Raw genomic sequence first — 19,552 nt, forward strand, 5'->3', positions numbered from 1 at the left:
TCCCAGTGTGGCGGATCATCCTCTCAGACCCGCTACAGATCGTCGCCTTGGTAGGCCTTTACCCCACCAACTAGCTAATCCGACTTAGGCTCATCATTTAGCGCAAGGTCCGAAGATCCCCTGCTTTCTCCCGTAGGACGTATGCGGTATTAGCATTCCTTTCGGAATGTTGTCCCCCACTAAATGGCAGATTCCTAAGCATTACTCACCCGTCCGCCGCTAAGTGATAGTGCAAGCACCATCACTCCGCTCGACTTGCATGTGTTAAGCCTGCCGCCAGCGTTCAATCTGAGCCATGATCAAACTCTTCAGTTTAAAATCATTAGTAGCTTATGGCTACAAATCTTGGCTCATCAATTTTCTGACTAAAAATTCGCTCAAATAAACTTCGAGAAATTTTTACCATTCAATCAATGAAATATTTTCGATCGATCAACCAGTAAAAATCCACACAAGTTGTTCTTCTATTCTCTTAATGATCTTCTCGATGATTCGTCATCATCAAGCTAGGTCGGCTATATTACTCTCAATTTCTTAAAAGTCAACAGGTAATTTAGATATTTAGCAAACTTATCAATCAACCCAAGAATCCAACCTTTTTAGCCAAATCCTTGTTTCTCAACAAGTTTTTATCTGCATCACCGCCGATGGATGTGCATTCTACAGCATTTCACATCAGACACAACCCCCTTTTTTATTATTTTCTTTTGCATGTTTCTTTTTTCTACAAAATCAGTGTTTTCGTTGTTTTTATCAGCTATTTACGTATAAAAAGCAGGCTCATGGCCTGCTTTTTATTATTTTCATTTCGATTTAGTCAGTGAAAGTCACTCGGGCAATGGCTTTTTTACCTGATTGAATGATTAAAGTGACATTCTCTTTTACAGAGTAGCTCATATCAACCACATTCCAGTCAACTTTTACTGCACCACGACCCACGGCGTCTTTCGCTGCTGCTGCATTCGGGTTTAAGCCTGCAACACGAAGAATGGTTGCAATAAATAACTCACCACCAAACTCACCACGAGAAATGGTCACTTCTGGGGTATCTTCTGGTACTTCGCCTTCAGTTACACGGTTACCTGCACTCTTATGTGCATTTTCCGCTGCTTCTGCATCATGGAAACGTTCAACCAACTCAAGCGCCAAGATACGTTTGATTTCCTGTGGGTTACGACCCGCTGCCATTTCATCAAGCAGTACTTTGATTTCATCAAGTGACTTGAAGCTCAATAGATCAAAGTAACGTTCAATCAAGCTATCTGGCATCGACAGGATTTTTTGGTACATCGCACCTGGAGTGTCAAATACACCAATATAGTTGCCTAAAGATTTAGACATCTTATTCACGCCATCTAGACCTTCAAGAATCGGCACAGTAATGCAGACTTGTGATTCTTGACCGTAACGACCTTGTAGGGTACGACCCATTAACAAGTTAAAGGTCTGGTCTGTACCACCTAACTCGACATCTGCCTCAAGTGCAATCGAGTCATAGCCTTGTACCAATGGATACAAGAACTCATGAATTGCAATCGGTTGATGGTTGTTATAGCGCTTAGTAAAGTCATCACGTTCTAACATACGTGATACGGTTTGCTGGCTCGCCAATTGAATTAAATCAGCTGCTGTTCTTTGATTAAACCATTCCGAGTTAAAACGAACTTTGGTTTTATTTGGATCTAAGATTTTAAAAACTTGTTCTTGATAGGTTTTCGCGTTGGCTTCAACTTGCTCACGAGACAACGGCGGACGTGTTGCGCTTTTCCCAGACGGGTCACCAATCATGGCCGTATAGTCACCAATCAAGAAGGTAACTTCATGTCCCAAATCTTGGAAGGTTTTTAATTTATTAATTAGAACCGTATGTCCTAAGTGTAAATCAGGAGCCGTTGGGTCAAAGCCTGCTTTTACACGGAGTGGACGATTCTCTTTGAGTTTTTTCAGTAAATCTTCTTCAGAGATAATCTCGTGCGTGCCTCGTTGAATGAGAGCAAGCTGTTCTTCGGCTGGCAAGAAATTTGACATCACAAAACCTAAACACATCAGTTATTCAATTTGTGCGATATACTAACATTTTTTCAGCATCTTGCAGGATAAGTTGTATATGAGCGCAATCTATATTGGTGTAATGACAGGCACGAGCATGGATGGTGTTGATATTGTTGCAACTTCATTCGACCCTTTAACGCTGCATGCTACGCTGACTGTGCCTTTTGAACTTGAATTACGCGATGAGTTGATGGCATTGACACTGCCTGATGACAATGAAATTGATCGTATGGGTAAAGCTGATGTTGCTTTAGCGCAAATGATTGGGCATGGCATTAATGAACTGATTGAAAAGAATAATTTAGATCGCACTCAAATTAAAGCCATCGGTTCACATGGGCAAACCATTCGCCATCGTCCTGAGCATGGTTTTACCTTACAAATTGGTGACCCCAATATCATTACCGAAATCACGCAACTGCCTGTAGTGTCTGATTTCCGTCGTCGTGATATGGCAGCAGGTGGCCAAGGTGCGCCTTTAGTACCCGCCTTCCATCAAGCCTTATTCCTACATGACAGTATCCACCGTGTCATTTTAAATTTAGGTGGTATTGCAAACGTCAGTATGCTGCCTGCAAATGATTTAAACGGCGTATATGGTTTTGATACCGGTCCTGCCAATATCTTGATGGATGCTTGGTGTCATCGCCACACTGGACATCCTTATGATGAAAATGGCGACTGGGCGGCATATGGCAATCCAATTCGTTCTTTATTGGATCGTCTACAGAATCATGAATTTTTTGCCAAAGAACCACCGAAGAGCACAGGTCGCGAAGACTTTAATTTAGAATGGTTGGATGAGCAGCTCAGCGATTGGCGCAATGATCTGGAATATGATGAACTGGAAGATACGCCAGAGAATGTTCAAGCGACCTTAATGAAACTCACCACACGTGCGATTAAAAAAGCAATTTATCGTAGCAAGGAATGGATGCCGACAGGTGAAATCTATGTCTGTGGTGGCGGTGCCTATAACTCACATTTACTTGAACAACTCCGTTGGCGCCTACGTAAACATAATTGGTCAGTGCAAACAACAGATGCGCTTGGTCTAGCACCAACTTGGGTAGAGGCAACTGCTTTTGCGTGGTTGGCTATGCGCTTTGTACAACAACTGAGTGGCAATTTACCTGCGGTGACGGGTGCAGCAGGTGATCGTATCCTCGGAACAATAACCACGGTATAAAACAAAAAAGCTTCTCAATTGGAGAAGCTTTTTTTACATCAAAAATCGGTTAGATCGAGAACGATGAACCACAACCGCAAGTGGTGGTCGCATTCGGGTTTTGAACTACAAAACGAGAGCCTTCAAGTCCTTCCAAATAATCGACCACTGACCCAACAAGATATTGATAACTGAGGGAGTCAACCAGCATTTTAACGTCGCCATTCATAAATTCAGCATCATCTTCATTGATGCTTTCAGCGAAATTAAAGCCATAAGAGAAGCCTGAACAACCACCGCCTGTTACATAAACACGTAACATAAGATCGTTATTGCCTTCACTTTCGCGTAGTTGGCGAACTTTGTTAGCAGCACTATCTGACAATTCTAGAGCTTGAGCGTTCATGATGGATATTCCTCAGACTTCAATACGTCTTTAATAAATAAAAGACCTGATATTCAGTATAGCATACTCAATATCGGGTCTGTATTTGAAGTTTAAAGTGCTGTTAAAGACTTTTTATATGATTATTTGTAGTTCTCATCCTGTAAACCGCACTCAAAGTTTTTAGCATCTTCACGGCAACGGAATTGCCATAACAATTTCATCATGCGCTTGTCATAAATTCCTTTAGCGGTCAGATTAATACGTGCTTCACGCATTAATTTTTGATAGCCTGGTTTGTCAGAAGCAGGAACTTCCATCCAATATTTTTGTGGAATGTCTGCTTTCATTTTTCCAAGAATGGTAAATGCACGTGGTAATTGTGCTTTCACCCATTCTCTTGACTTTTGGCCAAAACCAGCAGGGAATTTATCCGGATGAATGATTAAATTACCAGTTACTTGTAAAATTGGGTAATTCACAATCGCCCCTTTGGTTCCCAAGCCCTTATACAGTTCTAAAGGTTTGAACGCTGCCGCTGGCGCACCAATAATATCCACCTGACCATTGTTAAACTTCGCACCAAAGTTGGTGATATCTGAACTGACCGCTTGTGCACCGACTTGTGACGCCATAATTTTTTGGGCTTCGTCATAATCTAAAACGGCGATTTTCTTACCTGCCGCCTTGGCAACGGTATTGATATTACGGTCATTCACCAATAAATAGGCATCACCCACAGGAATAACACCAACCACCTCATATTTTCCATTCACCATCGCTTTGGCAAAGGTTGGGCTGGCTAAACCCTGCATCACTTTAACGGCCAATTTAAGGTCGGTAATCGCCCCGATTGCATCCAATGAACCCGTAAATTGGTTAAACTGACGACCACGCATTCCTGTGATACTCACGCCATCACATTTTCCTGCTTTAAAGTCTTCTGCAATGACCGCTTCATTGGTTCCAACTTTAAGCTCAATATCAGCGCCCCAAGTTTTTGCAGCGAGTTGATAATCCTTCATTAATGCATAAACATCGCCACTTTTGCCCACGATATCAAATACACAAATTGTTTGTTTTGCCTGAGTGCCCGCAGATACCGCGGCGATTCCAGTCGCAAGTAATAAAGTTTTAAACCATTGCATGTTATTTTTCCTTTGCATCTATGCTGATTGTTGTTGCATCCCATCCAAAATCAAAAGACCGGCGGTATAGCTTTAAATACGGTTTACCAATGAATCAATGTTTTAATACAGTCATGTTTAATCATCCTGATTGAAACATCTTTTAAATCTTCAAGATTCCATTTGGTTTTTTATATTTTTATATAATTACCAGCTTTGCCAATCAATACAATGGCTTAAATGACATCTGCAAAAAAACAAAAAGCCTAGATAAATCTAGGCTTTAGGTCTTGATTATGGCGATTCAGGATTATTCACCTGGTAATGCACATTCAAAGTTTGCTTTGTCGACTGAACAACGTGCTTTCTTCAATACAGACATCATGCTTGCATCGTAAATACCACGTTTAGTCAGATCCATACGACCATCACGTAATAATTTTTGATATTTCAAGTTATCTTCAGCACTCAAGTTCATTTTGTATTTAGCTGGAATTTCAGCTTCATAACGTTTGATCATAGCGAATGCTTTTGGAAGTTGCTTCACAAAGTAATCACGAGATTTTTGACCAAAGCCAGCAGGGAATTTCTCTGGACGAAGAACAAGATCCGCAGTCACTTGAAGTACTGGGAAGTTAAACATTGCACCATTTGAACCTAAGCCTTTGCTTAATTCTAATGGTTTGTAAGCATAAGCAGGTGCACCGACCATATCCACTTGGCCGTTATTAAATTTAGCAGCAAAGTTAGAAATATCAGAAAGTACCGCTTGCGCACCTACACGTTGAACCATGATTTTTTGTGCATCGTCATAACCCAATACCGCGAATTTTTTACCCGCTGCTTTTTCAATTGAGTTAATGCTCTTGTCACGTACGAAAATGTAAGCAGCGCCTAATGGTGCAATACCACCAATTTCATACTTGTTACCACCTAAATTGGTGGTCATTTTGGCTGCATTACGTGCATCCAATACATAAGTAATCGCACGTTGTGCAACTTCATTGCTCGGTGCACCGCCCAATGAATCGACTGAACCTGCAAATTTGTTATATGGGCGAGCACGCATTGCTGTCATCGCAACAGCAGCACATTTGCCCGCTTTAAAGTTATTGTCTGCAACCTGTTCATCCGTGATTGCAAGTAAGTTGACATCAGCGCCCCAGCCTTTCGCTGCGAGTGCCCAGTCTTGCATCATTTTGTATGATTCACCTGACTTTCCTAATAAGTCGAATACACACACATCTATTGCTGCTTGAGTAGAAGCAGACACACCAAAGATCGAAGTTGCTGCAAGAGCAAGTGCAATTTTTTTCATATTTTTCATCCTTTCACAAACTTTATGTTTGTCTCCTTGTTCGAAGCAAATATTAATCATGTTTTTTGAAAAAAAATAGAGCTTATACTCTATTTTTATGACTAGATTGTTTACTTTTTACCCTCTTTTATCTATTTCTATTATTTTCATAGGCAATTTTGTTATATATACCTAATTTTATGTATAGATTTAGATCTATTCAGTTATTCTCCTTTTTTATTCACCACTCAAAGTACACTCAAAGTTGGTCCGTTCAACCGTACAACGGGCACGCTTCAGCACATTCATCATACTCGCATCATATACGCCTTGCTTGGTTAAATTCATGCGTCCATCCCGTAACATTTTTTGATACCGGGTTTTATCTTCATTGGTCAAAGTAATCTTTTTGGCATTCATCCCTGCTTCTAAACGTTGCACCATGGCAAAGTTACTTGGCAGTTTATTCACGAACCATTGTCTAGACTGGGTTCCAAAACCACTTGGGAATTGTGCAGGACGAATAATCAGGTCACCGGTAATATTCACCACAGGGAAATTAAACAATGCTCCATTGGCCAAGCCTTTACTGATTTCTAAAGGTTTATAGGCATAGGCAGGCGCTGCAATCACATCCACCTGTCCGCTATTAAATTTTTTCACAAAATCAGAAATATCCGATGGTACCGCTACCAAATCGATGCTTTCTACAATGGCCTTCTGCGCTTGGTCATAATGTAAATAAGCGAATTTTTTGCCTTTGGCTTTTTCAATGGTATCGATCTTTTTGTCACGTACAAAAATATAAGCCAACCCAACTTGAATAATACCAGCAACTTCAAATTTCTCGCCGTTCATCGTTGCCGTTAAACGATGCTGATTACGTTTATCCAGTACATAGGTAATCGCCTTTTGCGCAATGGCATTGCTGGTCACAGCCCCAACTGCATCAACTGAACCTGCAAATTTATTATATTTACGGGCACGCATCGAAGTCATATAGACCCCATCACACTTGCCTGCATCAAAATCTTTTTCCGCTTTTTCTTCGTCTTGATAAGGAATCAGTTCAACATCGCCCTGCCATGTTTTAGAAGCCAGCTTCCATTCCTCAATCAGTTTATAAGACTCCCCAGCCTTACCCAATAAATCAAAAACACAAATTTGTTGTTTTGCCTGTACAGGAGTGCTCATGACAAATAGAGCTGTAGCACTCAATGCCCAAAGTCCTTTTTTCATCTTGTTTTCCCTTACTTTGCTATTTTTGCACAATTTTCCATCAGCGCTTATTCAATATAGTCAGATTTCAACCAAAAGAATAGCGCTTTTATATACATATGTCGGGTTTTCATCTGTTTTACCCATCTGCATCACAGAATCAAATTCAGAGAGGGCTAGACATGAGTCAACGAGAAAACATGCTCTGTTATCCCGATTTACTCACCGCCCAAACTACATTCAAAATTGGTTCGGTCGACCGTACAGCGCGCGCGTTTCAGTACACTCATCATGCTGGCATCGTAAATACCACGTTTGGTCAATCCCATACGTGCTTCACGCAAGATTTGCTGATAACGGGTTTTATCCTCGTTACTGAGGTTGATTTTATATTTGGCAGGTAATTCTGATTCAAGACGCTGGATCAGTGCGAAATTGGTATTCAGACGGCTTAGAAACCACGCTCGAGAGTTCTGTCCAAAATTGCTGGAGAATTTTTCAGGACGGATAATTAAGTCCATGGTCATGTTCACCGCCGGGAACGTAATAATCGCGCCCTCATTTCCCAATCCCTTTGACAATTCTAAAGGCTTATAGGCATAGGCAGGTGCCGCCATAATATCGGCCTGACCAGTATTAAACTTTTTGGCGATATCAGAGATATCTGCAAGTACGGCTTGTCCACCTAGGCTTTTCACCACGATCTTTTGTGCTTCGTCATAGCCAAGCACTGCAAATTTTTTCCCTTTGATTTGCTCAATAGTATTCATCTTCTTGTCTTTGACAAAGATATAGGCCAAGCCAATTTGTGAAATCCCTGCAACTTCATAGTTTTCATTATCAACGGTACTGAGCAAACGGCGTTGATTACGCTTATCCAAAGCAAAACTAATCGCTTTCTGTGCAATCGCATAGCTTGGTACCGCCCCAATCGCATCAATCGAACCTGCAAATTTGTTATAACGGCGCGCACGCATCGAAGTCATATAGACGCCATCACATTTGCCTTGTTCAAAGTCATTTTCTGCCAGCGCTTCATTCTGATAGCTGATCAGAAAGGTATCACCACGCCATGCTTTAGCAGCCAAGGCCCACTCTTCCATGGCCTTATAGGCTTCTCCTGATTTCCCCAACAAATCAAAAACACAAATTTTGCTCGCTGCATGTGTTTCTGTATAGGTCCCCAACACCAGCATTGCCCCCAATGCAAGAATTCCCTTGTTCATCCTTAAATCCTATGCTGCTACTTTTAATCTTGTTGCTTATTTTTCATATAATTTAAATAATAATCTGATTCGTGTCACAAAAATAGAGCTTTTACTCTATTTTATCATTGGTTGATCAGCTCAATTCGAATAACTTGATCTTAAATATAAAAATTTGCATTCATGGGCGATCACCTTAAAATGCAGCTATCTATTCGCTATTTTGCATGCTCATGATCCAATTTGACCAAGTTTCATTACGCCGTGGTGGGCGAGTTTTATTCCAAAAAGCTTCAATGCAGCTTCATCCGGGCTGGAAAATTGGTCTTACAGGCGTGAATGGTGCAGGTAAATCGACTCTATTCGCTGCATTCTTAGGAGACTTGGTTGCAGATGAGGGCAATCTGACCCGCCCCGCGGTCTGGACTGTGGCGCATATGGCGCAAGAAATTAAAGCCTTGGAAATGCCAGCAATTGATTTTGTTTTGTCTGGTGATGAAGAATATTGGGACATTCAAGAAAAATTAGCGCATCCAGATCAACTCAGTAATGATGATTTGGCTCGACTGCATGGTCGTTTTGATGAGATCCATGGTTATGCAGCGCCTGCCAAAGCAGCACAATTGATGGCAGGTCTCGGTTTTCTCGATCATCAATTAAAATTAAATGTCGCCAGCTTCTCGGGCGGGTGGCGCATGCGTTTGAACTTGGCGCGCACCCTTATGAGCCGTTCAGACCTGCTATTACTGGATGAACCGACCAACCATTTGGACTTGGATGCGATCTTGTGGTTAGAAGACTGGCTCAAAGCGTATGAAGGCACATTGGTCCTGATTTCACATGACCGAGATTTCTTGGATGCGATTACCGATCATATTCTACATATCGAAAATCAAGAACTGACCTTGTATACCGGTAATTATTCCACCTTTGAAACCACTCGTAGTGAACGCTTAGCGCAGCAACAGCAAGCTTTTGAGAAGCAGCAAGAAACCCGCGCACATCTACAAAAGTTTATTGACCGCTTTAAAGCCAAGGCCACCAAAGCCCGCCAAGCACAAAGCCGAATTAAGCAATTAGAGCGCATGCAGCAACTCGCACCAGCACATATTGATACGCCATTTACCTTCAGCTTCCGTGAACCGACCAAAATGAGTTCACCTCTGCTGAGTCTAGATGCTGCTACGATTGGCTACGGCGATAAAATCATTGCTGAAAAAATTCGTCTGCAAATCACCCCAAGTTCACGTATTGGTTTACTCGGGATGAATGGTGCAGGTAAATCAACCTTAATCAAGACTCTTGTCGGAGATCTGCCACTACTGGCGGGTGAACGTAAAGCCTCTGAACTACTCAATATTGGGTACTTTGCTCAGCATCAAATGGATGCTTTGGATGCCCATGCCAGCCCAATGCTGCAATTGGCACGTATTGCCGACAAGCACATCAGTGAAGCTACTTTACGTGCCTTTTTAGGCAGTTTTGGCTTTAGTGGCGAACGTATGGATACGCCATGTGAGAGCTTCTCTGGTGGTGAACGTGCACGTCTGGCGCTGGCACTGATCGTATGGCAACGTCCCAATGTCTTGATTCTGGACGAACCAACCAACCATTTAGACTTGGATATGCGTCTGGCACTGACCATGGCACTACAGGACTTTGATGGTGCGGTGGTGCTGGTTTCACATGAACGCCAATTGATTGCCAGTGTCTGTGATGACTTGTTATTAGTGCATGCAGGTCAATGCACAGAATTTGCAGGTGATCTACAAGACTACGCCAAATGGTTACGTGAAGCGCGCCAACAACAGATCAATGCACAAAATGCATCACAACAGCAAAGTACAACCAGCCAAGCCCCTGTCGCAAAAGTAGATAAGGAAGCGCAACGTAAAGAAGCAGCTCGTCGCCGTGAAATGACGCGTCCAATTCGTAAAAATATCGAAAAAGTCGAAGCTCAAATTGAAAAGGTTCAGCCACGCTTAGCTGAAATTGAACATGCTTTAGCGGATAGTGCCTTGTATGAGGCCGACCGCAAAAATGATTTGATCAAGCTAATGAATGAGCAAAATGAGCTCAAAGCGAAATTAGAACAGCATGAAGAACAGCTTTTAGAGCTGATGATGGAACTTGAAGAGCTGGAAAGCTCTTTTGCAGATTAAGCTGCCAGCTGATTCATACACAGCTCTGTTTGAGTGTGTATGAATCACAACGTTTAAGGTCATTTATTTAAACAGAAGCATCCCATTTATGGCCTTAAAAGATGCTTTGGATACTTAAAAACACTATGAATAGCATGAAAAATGTCATGAATTTGTCGAGAATTTAAGATAAGGTAAAAATTGGAATTTTCTGAGAAAATTGAGCTTTAGGCTCAGGCTCGATATACTCAGCTGCCACTGTTGTAAATTTATAAGTGACGAATGAATCCTGAGGGTTAAATTCATTTCACATTTTTTGTACTTTAATTTGGTGAGTACTCTATTTTGGATCATACAAACTGAATGAATTCTTTAGATTTTATTTTTAATTTTGAACATATTCTACCAGTCTTAGTTCAAGAATATGGCTTATGGATTTATTTTATCCTTTTTCTGATTATTTTTTCAGAAACCGCTTTTGTTTTTATGTTCTTCTTACCCGGAGACAGTCTGTTACTCACTGTTGGTGCATTATGCTCTGTGGTTGAAATCATGCATCTTGGTTATATGATCAGCTTACTGTTCTTTGCAGCAGCACTGGGCTATATGGTGAATTACCATATAGGCCGTCATTTTGGCGATCGTATTTTCAATGTTAAATCACGCTTTATTAAGCAAGAATATTTGCAAAAAACCAATGTGTTTTTCTTAAAGCACGGGGGGAAAACCATCCTATTGGCTCGTTTTATTCCGTTTGCCCGTTCATTTGCGCCCTTAGCAGCAGGTTCAAGCAACATGAATTATAGCCATTTCGTTGTGTATAACATCTTGGGTGCATTACTGTGGATCAGCGTGTTGGTGACTGCTGGATACTTGTTTGGTCATGCGTTGATTCAAGTGAGTGACTTTGTCGAAAATTAACAAGCTCTTTTGCTGACAGCAATCTGATTATTCATTCATTTCAAGCTTAAATAGATCATTGATAGGTAGGCGATTTCATCGACTACCTTTTTTTAATCATTTTATTCAGTCTAAGGTTTCACGTGGAACGTAAAAAACAATAGTAAATAATAATGAAAATAATTATCAATAAAAATAAAATCACTTCATAAAAACACAATTCTTAAGGAAGCCAATGTTCTCAACCTCATTGGAAAATCAGTTATGAAGCAAACAGCAACTGCCATTAAAAAAACCAACTCGCGCTGGTTTCGCATTAACTTATGGATTCATCGCTGGGTCAGCTTGGTGATTGTGGTGCCCTTTGCAATTTTATCCATCACTGGGGTTATTCTGATTTTCCATGAAGAGATTGATCATGCACTTGGGGTCGAGCCTACGGCTCTACATTCTTCTTTACAACAGCAACGACCGCTAGCGGACTCAATCGCGACCGCACAGAGAACCTACCCTACCGAGCAGATTATCAGTACAGGCTATGACCCCGAGCATCATCCTGGTGTACTCCTTATCGGGATGGCGAAACCTGAACAAAGCTTTGAAAAAGCACGTTGGCTGTTTGCAGATATTGGTTCTGCAACGCTGATTGATCGACCAAATGAACGAGATACTTTGACTGGCTTCTTACTGGAACTGCATGCCAACTGGTTTCTAGGTTTTATTGGACAATTGATTGGGGCACTGATTGCTTTGTTAGTGTTCTTATCTTTGGTTTCTGGCTTGGTGATCTATGCCCCCTATGTGAAAAAATTCTTTTTGGGCATTCTTCGTTTTAGAAAGAGTCAGCGACTATTACAGCTCGACCTACATAATTTAATTGGCTCTGCAATCCTCGGTTGGGCCTTGGTAGTGACCTTAACTGGATTTCTACTGGGTTTTGGTACGGTTGCAATTGGAGTTTGGCAAATGACTGAACTGAAAGCCCTGCAAGACAAATATCAGCATGCCCGTGTGATTCATCCAAATTTAAGCATTGATCAGGTCTATGCGGCCGCTCAGAAAGGTCAAACAGATTGGCACCCCACCAGTGTGTTCTACCCAAAAACAGAATACGCCACCCAAGGTCACTATATGGTGTTACTGCAAGGCAATGAGGGCTTAAAAGAGAAGATGCTAAAAGTCGCCTTGGTCAATGCAGAAACAGGACAAGTAGATACAGTTGAAGAATTACCCACCTATCTGAAAGCCATCTTACTGTCACAACCGCTGCATTTTGGCAATTACGGTGGTATGCCTCTCAAGATCTTATGGAGTCTATGTACCTTACTCACCTTATTTATCACTTTAAATGGCGCATGGTTATGGTGGGCAAAACGCCAACAAAAGGGCTTAAAAGGAGTCAACAATGCAACTGTGGAATAAGTTAAGTGTGTTATGGCTGTTGGCTTTATGCAGTATTTTAGGAATTGTTGGCATGCTGCTGATGGATGGTATTGCAGATGTTATTTTTTTGATCATTACCCTACTCCCTCTATTGGTTGCAGGATGGAGAGCTTATCTTTTACAACACGGTAAAAGATAAGCTCTTTTGTTTGGTATTGATGCCTAAGCTAATTAAGCATCAATATCAGCATTTAACGCATTTTCTTCAATGAAAGCACGACGCGGTTCTACGTCATCACCCATTAAGCAAGAGAACATACGATCTGCTTCAATCGCATCATCAATAGTCACTTGCAACATATTACGGTTTTCAGGATCCATAGTGGTTTCCCAAAGCTGCTCAGCGTTCATCTCACCCAAACCTTTATAACGTTGGATCATCATACCGCGACGTGAGTCTTGTAAAATGTGCTGCCATACTTGATGGAAGCTCGTGACCTGAATACGGCGATCACCTTTTTGCAGATAAGCCCCTTCTTCCAGCAACTTGAACCAGCTCTTCGAGTTCTTCAGTAAACGCGCATACTCAGCAGAATTTAACAGACCAGCATCTAATAGATACGAATGCGGTAAGTTATGCACATATACGGTGACGCGTGGCCAATAATGTGCTGATTTCTCGCCCTGCGCATTTTCACGCTCAAACGCTTCTAATGTAATCTCGGGACGTAGGCTTGGTTGTAATTTTTCAATTGCAACACGTAATTGCTCTGCCCATGTTTCAACATAGTCGCGTTCATGGTTGTGATCTGTTTTAAATGCATCTAGCTCAAGTAAACCATCTAACAAACTTGCAGGATAACGTTGAGTCAGGCGTTGTAAGCTTTTTTGTGACACTTGATAGTCGGCAATAACACTTGCTAATGCAGCCCCATTAATCGCAGGTGCCTCAGCGCTGACATGTAATGCAAGCTCATCAATCGCATTGGAAATCAAGAAGGTTTCCAGTGCATCATTGTCTTTCATGTACTGCTCATGCTTACCTTTCTTCAACTTATACAATGGCGGCTGTGCAATATAGATATAGCCACGCTCAACCAATTCTGGCATTTGACGGAAGAAGAAGGTCAATAACAAAGTACGAATATGTGAACCATCCACGTCCGCATCGGTCATGATGATGATTTTGTGATAACGTAATTTGTCTGGATTATATTCTTCCCGACCAATACCACAGCCCAAAGCGGTAATTAAAGTACCGACTTCTTGGCTTGAAATCATCTTGTCAAAGCGCGCACGTTCCACGTTTAGAATTTTACCTTTCAACGGTAAAATTGCCTGCATTTTACGATTACGACCTTGTTTGGCACTACCGCCCGCAGAGTCACCCTCGACCAGATACAGTTCAGACAATGCTGGATCTTTTTCCTGACAGTCTGCCAATTTACCCGGTAAACCCGCAATATCTAATGCACTCTTACGACGGGTCATTTCACGAGCTTTACGTGCCGCATCACGCGCACGTGCTGCATCAATAATCTTGCCTGCAATCGATTTTGCGGCTTGTGGATTTTCCAGCAAATAAGCTGAAAACTCTTTGTTCATTGCCTGCTCTACTGCAGGTTTCACTTCACTCGACACCAATTTTTCTTTGGTTTGTGATGAGAATTTTGGATCTGGCACTTTCACTGAAATAATTGCAGTTAAGCCTTCACGCGCATCATCACCTGTGACAGCAACTTTTTCTTTCTTAAGAATATTTTCACTTTCAAGATACTGGTTTAAACCACGAGTTAACGCAGCACGGAAACCTGCAAGGTGTGTACCACCATCTTTTTGTGGAATATTATTGGTAAAGCAACGAACGTTTTCTTGGTAACTCTCATTCCATTGCAATGCAACTTCAACGGCAATACCACTATCCGTATCAGCGGTGAAATGGAAAATCTCATTTAAATGGGTTTTACCTTCGTTAATGTATTTAACGAATTCAGATAAACCGCCTTCATAATCATAAACATGTTCGAAGTTTACACGTTCATCACGCAATACAATTCGCACGCCTGCGTTTAGAAAAGAGAGTTCTCTTAAACGGCGAGCCAAAATATCGACATTAAAAATGGTTTGGCTAAAGGTGAGTTCACTCGGCCAGAAACGAACCGTTGTACCCGATGTATCGGTTTCACCTACAACTTTTAATGAATATTGCGGATCACCATGCGCGTATTCTTGTTCATGGATTTGGCCAGCACGGTGAATGGTCAAATGCAATTTTTTAGATAGGGCATTTACAACTGAGACACCTACACCGTGTAAACCACCCGACACCTTATAACTGTTGTCATCGAATTTACCACCTGCATGCAGAATCGTCAGAATCACCTCTGCCGCTGACACCCCTTCTTCTGGGTGAATATCGGTTGGAATTCCACGACCATTATCCGAGACACTCACCGATTCATCTTCATGAATCGTCACGATAATCTCGTCACAGTGTCCTGCTAAAGCTTCATCGATGGCGTTATCCACCACCTCAAACACCATATGGTGTAAACCTGTACCGTCATCGGTGTCACCGATATACATGCCAGGACGTTTACGAACCGCGTCTAATCCACGTAATACTTTAATACTAGAGGAATCATAAGCCTTTTCATTTGTTTGTTCTGTTTGAGAGACTGATTGAGACTCTGAACTCATGGTTACTCCCTAGTAATATTGATCTATTGAAAGATGAAAAATAAAATTATGGTGCAGCAAGACTGACTTGACCGTGAACAACGTGGAATAATTGAAAAGAAATCGACAAATCCTGTAAGTGTTTTAATACCGACGCATGGTCTAAGGTGGTCATAAAAACTTGACTTCCCAACTGACTCAATCGCTCAATTAAACGTTGTTGTGCAGTCTCATCTAACTCTGCTGTCAGATCATCTAATAATACCACAGTTTCCTTATTACTCGCATGTAGCATTGCAATTTGTGACAGTTTTAATGCCATGATTAACAACTTTTTTTGCCCGCGAGAGAGCACATCATCGGCATTGCCAAACGGCGTTTTTAAACGTAAATCAGCGCGATGCGGACCGTACTCGGTATAACGTCGATCGAGGTCTTTTTGATGCTGCTGAACCAAGTCCTGCAATAGACCTTGTTCAGTATGAAAGCCGGGATTGTATTCCAGTTCAATTTCAAGATTGGGTAGAAGTTGCTTTAAATCTTCATGGAAAAATTGGTTCCATTGCTCAACAATACTGACCCGTTGTGAATGCAGCATTTCACCATAATCACTGAGCATTTTATTCCAAGGCTCTAAATCAGCCAAAGTCAGATTACGCCGTGTCTTGAGCAAACTATTGCGTTGTTTGAGTGCCCGAGAATAATATTGCCATGCAAAATAAAACTCAGGTTCCACGTGGAACATTAACCAATCTAATAACTGCCGTCGAGGCTTTGCACCATGGTCAATAATATCGGTACTCTGTGGATCGATATGCTGTAAAGGCAATAATTTTGCCAGTTGACCTTGAGTCGCAATAGTATCGCCATTGACCTTAATCACCTGTTCGCCCGAAGCCAACTTTTGCATACCAATACGCTCACTGGCAGATTGTGCAAATACAATTGCATCCCCTGCATCATATTGGATGTAATGTTTTGGAATATGGGTACGAAATGAACGACCTGTTGCCAGTAAATGTATGGACTCGAGAACTGAAGTTTTTCCAGAACCATTTGCGCCGTAAAAAATATTAAACGGTTGCAACTCATGGAGTGCAACCGTCTTTAAATTACGTACACGTTCGATATTTAAACGCGTGATTTGCATGCTTTAAAACTCAAATCTCGCCATTAAACTCGCATTGGCATCACGACATAGGTTTGATCAGGATGCGCTGGATCTTGAACAAGCACCGATTGATTGGCTTCACTCATGCTCATTTTCACATCATCACCATCCAGTACACCCAACACTTCAAGAATATATTGTGCATTAAATGACATTTCTAGAGGGGCATCTTGATATTGAATTGCAATATCTTCTACCGCTTCATCCTGTTCTGGGTTATTGGCACGCAACTGCAATGAATCTTGATTAAAATTCAAGAAAACGCCACGAAGTTTTTCATTACTTAAAATAGCAACACGCTGCAACGACTGTTTAAACACATCATGTGCAATAAACACATGCTTATCACCATTTTTTGGAATGACACGGCGATAATCAGGGAACTTCCCATCAATTAACTTCGTCGTGAAACGAACCGTAATATCACCCTGCTCTTTATCACGGCTTGGCGTATTAATGGTGACGTTCAACAATTCACGCCCAATCAATAAGGTCAATTGCTCATCTTCAAGACTCAGTAAACGTTGTAATTCACCTACGGCTTTACGCGGAACAATGGCCTGCATCGGCGCTGCTGCTGTTGAAGAAGCCAACACCTCACACAAGGCTAAACGATGTCCATCAGTAGTTACTGTACGTAATTGATTTTGATCAATTTCCAACAATGTACCCGTCAGGTAAAAACGGACATCTTGTACAGCCATAGCAAAAGCTGTTTTTTCAAATAATCGCTTCAATTCACGCTGCGTGACCTGAACTTGTGTACCCTGACTATTTTCAGTAGTTAACAATGGATAATCTTCCGCAGGAAGTGTACCCAAAACGAAACGGCTATTGCCCGATTTTAAAATACAACGTTGATCTTCAGTAATTTGTAGATCAATCAAGGCTGCTGTCGGAAGAGATTTACAAATTTCGACCAGTTTACGTGCAGGAACCGTGGTTTCACCCGCTTCCAAACAAGCACCTTCTGCTAACGTAGTGCTGGCAACCAATTCAACTTCCAAGTCAGAACCTGTAATGGTTAAAGCCTGTTGTGTGGTTTGAATTTTAACGTTTGAAAGAATATTCAAGGTATGACGGCGTTCAACAGCCCCCACCACATGGGATAAAACATTGACTAAACTTTCTTTAGCGATTTTCAAACGCACGATTTTATTCCTCTTACAACAGAAGCCGATATGAATGTTAGCAGTGTACTATGCTGCACTTAAAAATAGTTTGCAACTCTGAAAAATAGATTAACTTTGTAACAAGCGCAGTAAATTTTTATAGTCTTCATTAAAAATAGGGTCTTCTTCACGCAAGCTGACCACTTTTTCACAGGCATGCATCACGGTACTGTGGTCACGACCACCAAAAGCCATGCCAATTTCTGGGAAACTATCCCCAGTTAATTCACGTGCCAAACCCATGGCCAATTGACGTGGGCGTGCATAAATACGGGTACGTTTTGGACCAATCAATTCTTTTAATGGAATTCGGAAGTATTCACTCACCACCCGCTGGATATTTTCCACGCTAATGGTACGTGCACGAATCGCCAAAACATCTTTTAACGACTCGCGTACGACATCTAGGTCAATGACAGTACCTTTGAAACGTGAAATCGCGACCACTTTATTCAGAGCACCTTCAAGCTCTCGCACATTGGCAACCACTTGTTGTGCAATAAACAAAGCACAGTTTCTTGGTAAATCAACACCACTATTTTCAGCTTTTTTCAGCAAAATCTCGATACGGGTTTCGATATCTGGTGGTTCAACCCCCACAGATAAACCCCATGAAAAGCGAGAAACTAAACGTGGATCAAGTTCAGTCAATTCTTTTGGATAACGATCTGAGGTTAGAATAATTTGTTTAGATTCATCCAATAAAGCATTGAATGTATAGAAGAATTCAACAAGACTGGCTTCTTTTCCTGCGAGCAAATGAATATCATCCACCAACAATAAATCTAAAGAACGACAATTTTTCTTAAACTCTTCAACCTTACCTTTTTGTAATGAACTGACAAAGTCCTGTACGAAACTTTCCGAAGTCATATACATCACACGTGCATTTGGCTTGGCTTGTAACAGCGCATTGCCCACGGCCTGCATTAAATGGGTTTTACCCAGACCTGTTGGGCCATACAAAAATAAAGGGTTGTGTTGCGAAGCCCCTAACTGCGTTAAAACTTTACGGCAGGTTTCAGCAGCCATTTGGTTAGAACGGCCTTCAACAAACAAAGAGAAGGTAAATAATGGATTGAGTTGTCTTTTCTTCGGTATTTTAGTGACATTTTGACTGGGTTGAACCAAGTCAGATTCTTTTTTTACTTTTGTTGGAACAGCAACAGGTGCACTACTCAACGCTGCTGTTGTGGTTGCAGGTTGCTCATTAGAAGACAAAATTGTCCCAGGACGTGAATCAACCAGAATTTCAACCTGACGAACTCGGCCTTCCGACAATTGTTCCGCAAGAATAGAGATCAGTTCTAAATGGTTATCTTGAATATAACGCGTCCAATAGGGGTTCGGTGCGTATAAACGCATCACACCATCAACCTCTTCAGCAACCAAAGGACGAATCCACATCGCAAAGACGTTATCAGATAGCTCTTGTCGCAAGCGAGTTAAGCAGTCTGTCCAGAGCATGTGCATCCCCTATATATCCATTTTTTAAATTCAAAAATAAAAAACCGTCACCCCCTCATCTTTCAAAGGGGTCGCCATTCTAACCAAGTTATCCACATCTGTCAGGACAATTTATGGGACTTTTGCTGAAAAAGACAGCATTCGTTTATAAATTTAAATTCAAAACCATATGTGCATAACTTTTTGC

At 41.5% G+C, this 19,552-nt stretch carries 15 protein-coding genes; 5 read left to right on the top strand and 10 right to left on the bottom strand.

Features of this window, described 5'->3' with window-relative positions; all coding sequences use genetic code 11:
* Positions 1 to 813: 813 nt before the first annotated feature.
* On the bottom strand, positions 814 to 2,046 hold the full coding sequence (gene tyrS, locus F902_RS05770) for a tyrosine--tRNA ligase (protein ID WP_016543200.1): 1,233 nt from the start codon (positions 2,044 to 2,046) through the stop codon (positions 814 to 816).
* 61 nt (positions 2,047 to 2,107) lie between these two features.
* Here tyrS and F902_RS05775 point away from each other — a divergent pair, with 61 nt between their 5' ends.
* Positions 2,108 to 3,241 (top strand): anhydro-N-acetylmuramic acid kinase, encoded by a 1,134-nt coding sequence (locus F902_RS05775; protein ID WP_004803368.1) that lies wholly within the window; start codon positions 2,108 to 2,110, stop codon positions 3,239 to 3,241.
* Between the two features lie 49 nt (positions 3,242 to 3,290).
* On the opposite strand, the gene erpA is transcribed toward F902_RS05775, so the two are convergent.
* From erpA to F902_RS05800, 5 genes are all read right to left on the bottom strand, one after another.
* Positions 3,291 to 3,626, bottom strand: coding sequence for an iron-sulfur cluster insertion protein ErpA (gene erpA / locus F902_RS05780; RefSeq protein ID WP_004656878.1), 336 nt, complete (start codon positions 3,624 to 3,626; stop codon positions 3,291 to 3,293).
* 122 nt (positions 3,627 to 3,748) lie between these two features.
* On the bottom strand, positions 3,749 to 4,753 hold the full coding sequence (locus F902_RS05785; RefSeq protein ID WP_004803366.1) for a putative solute-binding protein: 1,005 nt from the start codon (positions 4,751 to 4,753) through the stop codon (positions 3,749 to 3,751).
* A gap of 289 nt (positions 4,754 to 5,042) precedes the next feature.
* On the bottom strand, positions 5,043 to 6,050 hold the full coding sequence (locus tag F902_RS05790) for a putative solute-binding protein (RefSeq protein WP_004803364.1): 1,008 nt from the start codon (positions 6,048 to 6,050) through the stop codon (positions 5,043 to 5,045).
* 216 nt (positions 6,051 to 6,266) lie between these two features.
* Complete coding sequence (locus F902_RS05795) at positions 6,267 to 7,268, bottom strand: putative solute-binding protein (protein ID WP_005201754.1); 1,002 nt, start codon at positions 7,266 to 7,268, stop codon at positions 6,267 to 6,269.
* A 197-nt stretch (positions 7,269 to 7,465) separates the two neighbouring features.
* The gene (locus tag F902_RS05800; protein WP_005201756.1) at positions 7,466 to 8,473 is read right to left on the bottom strand and encodes a putative solute-binding protein; all 1,008 of its coding nucleotides are present in this window, start codon (positions 8,471 to 8,473) and stop codon (positions 7,466 to 7,468) included.
* 212 nt (positions 8,474 to 8,685) lie between these two features.
* On the opposite strand from F902_RS05800, the gene F902_RS05805 reads away from it, so the two are divergent.
* The 4 genes from F902_RS05805 (at position 8,686) to F902_RS22600 (ending at position 13,075) form a co-directional block, all read left to right on the top strand.
* Positions 8,686 to 10,614 carry an ATP-binding cassette domain-containing protein gene (locus F902_RS05805; protein ID WP_026057509.1) on the top strand — a complete coding sequence of 643 codons (1,929 nt, stop codon included), beginning with the start codon at positions 8,686 to 8,688 and terminating at the stop codon, positions 10,612 to 10,614.
* 342 nt (positions 10,615 to 10,956) lie between these two features.
* Positions 10,957 to 11,514: a VTT domain-containing protein gene (locus F902_RS05810; RefSeq protein WP_005146304.1), complete on the top strand. Its 558-nt coding sequence runs from the start codon at positions 10,957 to 10,959 to the stop codon at positions 11,512 to 11,514.
* A gap of 243 nt (positions 11,515 to 11,757) precedes the next feature.
* Complete coding sequence (locus tag F902_RS05815; RefSeq protein WP_005201760.1) at positions 11,758 to 12,915, top strand: PepSY-associated TM helix domain-containing protein; 1,158 nt, start codon at positions 11,758 to 11,760, stop codon at positions 12,913 to 12,915.
* Positions 12,899 to 13,075 (top strand): hypothetical protein, encoded by a 177-nt coding sequence (locus tag F902_RS22600; RefSeq protein ID WP_005201762.1) that lies wholly within the window; start codon positions 12,899 to 12,901, stop codon positions 13,073 to 13,075. The genes F902_RS05815 and F902_RS22600 overlap by 17 nt, the downstream gene beginning before the upstream one ends.
* A 32-nt stretch (positions 13,076 to 13,107) precedes the next feature.
* On the opposite strand, the gene gyrB is transcribed toward F902_RS22600, so the two are convergent.
* The 4 genes from gyrB to dnaA form a co-directional block, all read right to left on the bottom strand.
* Positions 13,108 to 15,576, bottom strand: coding sequence for a DNA topoisomerase (ATP-hydrolyzing) subunit B (gyrB, locus tag F902_RS05820; RefSeq protein ID WP_005201764.1), 2,469 nt, complete (start codon positions 15,574 to 15,576; stop codon positions 13,108 to 13,110).
* Between the two features lie 46 nt (positions 15,577 to 15,622).
* Positions 15,623 to 16,705, bottom strand: a complete 1,083-nt coding sequence (gene recF / locus F902_RS05825) for a DNA replication/repair protein RecF (RefSeq protein WP_005201766.1) — start codon at positions 16,703 to 16,705, stop codon at positions 15,623 to 15,625.
* Between the two features lie 23 nt (positions 16,706 to 16,728).
* On the bottom strand, positions 16,729 to 17,877 hold the full coding sequence (dnaN, locus tag F902_RS22850; RefSeq protein ID WP_005201768.1) for a DNA polymerase III subunit beta: 1,149 nt from the start codon (positions 17,875 to 17,877) through the stop codon (positions 16,729 to 16,731).
* A 90-nt stretch (positions 17,878 to 17,967) separates the two neighbouring features.
* Positions 17,968 to 19,365: a chromosomal replication initiator protein DnaA gene (gene dnaA / locus F902_RS05835; protein WP_004803339.1), complete on the bottom strand. Its 1,398-nt coding sequence runs from the start codon at positions 19,363 to 19,365 to the stop codon at positions 17,968 to 17,970.
* Positions 19,366 to 19,552 lie beyond the last annotated feature (187 nt).

It is taken from the genome of Acinetobacter higginsii, from assembly GCF_000369525.1.
Taxonomy (GTDB): Bacteria; Pseudomonadota; Gammaproteobacteria; order Pseudomonadales; family Moraxellaceae; genus Acinetobacter; species Acinetobacter higginsii.